Annotated in this window: 3 protein-coding genes; all 3 read right to left on the bottom strand. The window is 31.4% G+C overall.

Annotated features, from left to right (window positions below; genetic code table 11):
• The coding region (locus MR593_RS09410) for a S24/S26 family peptidase (protein ID WP_290692207.1) at positions 1-311 on the bottom strand (311 nt) is incomplete at its 3' end.
• A 22-nt stretch (positions 312-333) separates the two neighbouring features.
• Positions 334-2,559, bottom strand: a complete 2,226-nt coding sequence (locus MR593_RS09405; RefSeq protein ID WP_290692205.1) for an LTA synthase family protein — start codon at positions 2,557-2,559, stop codon at positions 334-336.
• 128 nt (positions 2,560-2,687) lie between these two features.
• A complete protein-coding gene (locus MR593_RS09400; protein ID WP_290692203.1) occupies positions 2,688-4,229 on the bottom strand; it encodes an ASKHA domain-containing protein in 1,542 nt (513 codons plus the stop codon).
• Positions 4,230-4,319: the final 90 nt, after the last annotated feature.

The following is a 4,319-nucleotide window of genomic DNA, read 5'->3' as shown; positions in this document are numbered from 1 at the left end:
ATAACCTGATTAAATCTAACTACCTCAGTCCATTGCTGAGCATCGCCGTTCATTATAAACGATTGGTCGTCTATTATTTTTCTAATTCTGTGAAGCACATGCTTTCCAGTATCCCTCTTTATAAAAACTATCTCGTTCTTTTTAGGTTGTCTTTTTTCAGGACTTACTAATACAACGCTATCTTTTAAATGTCTCAAGGTAGGAGTCATACTATATCCTGTGACTTTTAGCTTACAGCTTCCTCCACTTTGTATGACCTCCTCCATTATAGGAACTAAGTCCTTTTCACTATATGAAGTATTTTTATCCATAAAATATTCCTTTCAGCTTAAATTATTCATCGCTCAATTGAACTATATCTGTCTCACTCAGTGGTATATCATGAAGACCTATTTGTTTGACTACAATATCCTTTATATTATCCTTATCCTCATCCTCACAATATACTCTCAAAGTATTTCTATTTACAAAAATAGTGCTCTTCTCTTCTCCATTTATAAATACAATACTTTTTCTAGTAAAATTCTTACCCTCTATACAAATCTGGTTGTCTTCTAAAGTTGCCTTTTCTAATGTTATATCCTTTGTTCCCATCTTCAAATCGCTCGCTTTAGTCTTTTCATCTTCATTTAGATAATAATCCTTTCCAAATAAAATATCGTACTCGACAAGCTCTAAATCTTTTTTATAATCCTCTTGATCGCCCAAAGTCTTGTGTATATTTTCCATAGGTCCTAAATCTGAACCAGCAAGACTCAACATAATCGTACTCATTTGATAAGCAGATATATCTCCACCCTTGAAGTCAGTATCTAAATCAAAATTACTATAAATAGCATATGGCGTAGTAGTTCTGTCGACATTTCCAGCATCTCGATTTAAAACATCTAAAGCAGGAGTATGATCTCCATAAAATACTACTATTGTATCCTCATCCATAGAATCGACTAAATCTACAACATCTCCAATAAATTTATCGCTTTCATGAATTTTATTTATATAGTAATATATCTGATTAGTTTCTGTATCAGGCAAATTACTGCTTACTACCTTAATAGGAAGCTCGTACTTATCAGAGTCAGTAGGATAAGGGCTGTGACCTTCAACTGATATTGTAAAAACTAAATCATTTTCTTCAGTAGAATTTAAACATTCTTTTATGTATTTTGTCAGTATTGTGTCCTTTGCCCAATTAGTCTCAGTTCTCTCGACGTTGTCCATATATTCTATAGAAGTATATGTATCATATCCCAATGAACTATATGCCTTATTTCTGTTATAAAAATTCCCTTGATTGTTGTGTATTGCATGAGTTGAATAACCCTGCTTTTTCAAGGTTGTAGCAACTGAATTTAAGGTCTCATGACCTAAGATAGTGTAATGTGGAACTTCACCATCTGTTAAAAATTCCAAATCTATTCCTGTCATTACTTCAAACTCCGTTCTAGCAGTTCCCCCTCCTATTGAAGGAGTCTTCATCTTTCCACTTATTCCATTTTTCATCAGCTTTCTAAAGTTCGGTATCGGATCCTGGCTATATAAAACACCTTCAATTGTATTAGGGTCCATAAAGCCTTCTAACTGCACAAATAATATATTTGGCTTTTTATCTGAACTATTGCCTATACTCTTTAATTCTGTACTAGCGACAGTTATACTGTTATCATCAGCTGTCTTTTCATCGACTTTATTTCTTATAGCCAATATACTTTCTTGATTGTATTCATCTGGCTCAACTCTTATAAATCTCAAGCATGATTCAATAGTTGAATAAACATATCCATTATATCTGTAAGTTTTGACCATATTTGCACTGTAGTATATCAACGTTCTGTCATTTACAAGCTTTAAATAATATGAATACATTCCCGCACATATTACAACAGCCATTATTATATTTATATAACTCGTAAATCTAGTATTTCTCTTTTCTTTAATAAACAAAAGAACAAATCCCAATATTAAAGCTACTACTCCTGCAATTACAAATACGATATTATTTTTTCCTAAAAAGCTTTCTGCCAATGGCAAAGCATCTCCTATACAGTACACATCACAGTAGGCAATAGGTATTCCCCTAAATATAGATACTATATAGTTACAAATAGATAATAGTATCAAAACTCCACTTACTAAAGTACAGTAAAAAATCTTTTTCTTAAGAAAAACTACTGGAGTCAATATCGACAATATAACTAGATAATCTAAAAGTAAGCACCAAATTTGCTCCTCAGGTATGTCTAAAAATATATAGAATTTATCCCATACATATTTCATAAGAGGTGTCATCAACAAAATCAGTACAGCTTCACCTATATAATATTTTTTATCGTCCTTTTTAAATGCAAAAATCATCGATAAAGGTAAAATCAAAATTAGCCCTATGCCTAAATAAATAGTGCTATTATCTATAAACCCATAGCTGGTAGTACCCTTAGCGGATAAAATTTCTGTAATTAAAAAGAGAATAAACGCCGTATATATCAATAATAATAATTCTTTGATTGAGCTTTTATTTGGTTTAAATTTTGTTTTATCGATCTTATTAAAAAACCTCATAATTAATTTCCCCTTATCTTTTCATTTTTACAGTAATATTTTAACATTAATTATCGTCATTTCAAAGTTTTGTCATGAAAATTTAAGAAACTGTTACATTACTAGCGTTCATGTAACAGCTTCTTATTTTATAATATTCCTCTTTCAATTAATTTAGCTTTAACTGTTGGATAATTATCTAAATCTGTATGTGGCAAAAAGCTAGCAGCTCTCATTTTTCCGATGAAATCTTTCGCATCCTCTAATCCAATGTAGTGTATTCTCTCAGCTATGTCATCTACATCCGCAAGTAAGTTTCTATTCATAAGTAACTTGTAAGCTCCCTTTAGAGATGCATTTCCCGGGCAATGCATTTTAGATCTCTCTAAATCTGGATACATACCTATTGTAATAGCCGCTTCTACATCTAAATGTGTTCCAAAAGCACCTGCTACATAAAAATCATCTAAATCGTCTAATGTAAGACCTACTTCTTCTAGTAAAAACGCAACCATTGTGTGTGCAGCTGATTTTGTCTTTAAAAATTGATTTATATCACTTTGAGTAAATATTAATGATTGATCATTTCCGCTTTCTTCCTTTGTGGCGTATTCTACTGCAAGCTGACCATCTACCTCTATTATATTTTCAGATGCGCCTTTTTTTATTACTCCAGAAAAATCTACCCATCCGTTTAAAAACATCTCTGCTAATAAATCTACTATACCAGAGCCACATATTCCTAAAGGCTTTCCGTCTTCTATAGTTGTGTATTTTATTTTATTGTCGATTATTTTTATAGTATCGATGGCACCCTTTCTAGCTCTCATACCAAATTTACTTAGTCCACCCTCTAATGCAGGTCCTGCTGCTCCAGCTACAGCCACTAGAAAATCTTCATTTCCCATTACAAGCTCTCCATTTGTTCCTATATCTATAAATGCTGAAATATCCTGTCTTTTATGTATTTCTGTATATAGCATTCCACTTACTATATCGCCACCAAAGTAATTCGCTACTGATGGGAAGCAGTAGACATATCCCTTTATAGGAATATCAATTTCTTCAGCCTTTATAAAGCTAGTTTGATTAAATACTGGTGTATAAGGTGTTTGGAATATAGTCCATGGATCTATATCAAGTAAAAAATGAATCATTGTAGTGTTTCCTGCTACTGTCATAATACTTATATCTTCACTTATTACGCCAGTTTTTTCTTCTATTATATCAATTAATTCCTTGAAGGTATCTGTTGTCGCTTTATGTATTTCATGTAGTTTTTCTTTTGAATTTCTAGTATAGAATATCCTATTTAATATATCTTCTCCAAATGCAATTTGCTTGTTAAATACACTTTCTTCTGAAATTATATCTCCTGTCGCTAAATCTACTAATCTCATGATTACAGTTGTGCTTCCCAGGTCTACGCACAATCCATAATTTTTACTTGTTGTATCCCCTGGTTCAACATCAGTAACTACCCAATCATAATCGCGTTTTACTAATGTAACAGTTATCTCAAAATTAGCCTCTCTGCACATAGGATATAATTTTTTTATTATATTATAAGGAATAGTCACATTATCGTATTTTTCCTTTAGTGCTTTAAAAATTTTATCTCTATCGCTTTTTCTATTTTCGTTATTTGGCATTTCTAATTTTAAAAATATTTTTTCACTCAATGCATTCATTTATTTCAACTCCTATCTTGGTATAGATTTTTTAAATTTATTTTTTATTATATTAAATACTACAACTACAGTTATTCCAAATAAAACTCC

Origin of the sequence: Intestinibacter sp., from assembly GCF_022780145.1 — a bacterium.
In the GTDB taxonomy this organism is placed as follows: domain Bacteria; phylum Bacillota; class Clostridia; order Peptostreptococcales; family Peptostreptococcaceae; genus Intestinibacter.
Note: the sequence above shows the minus strand (reverse complement) of the source record. Positions and strands in the feature narration are given on the sequence as shown.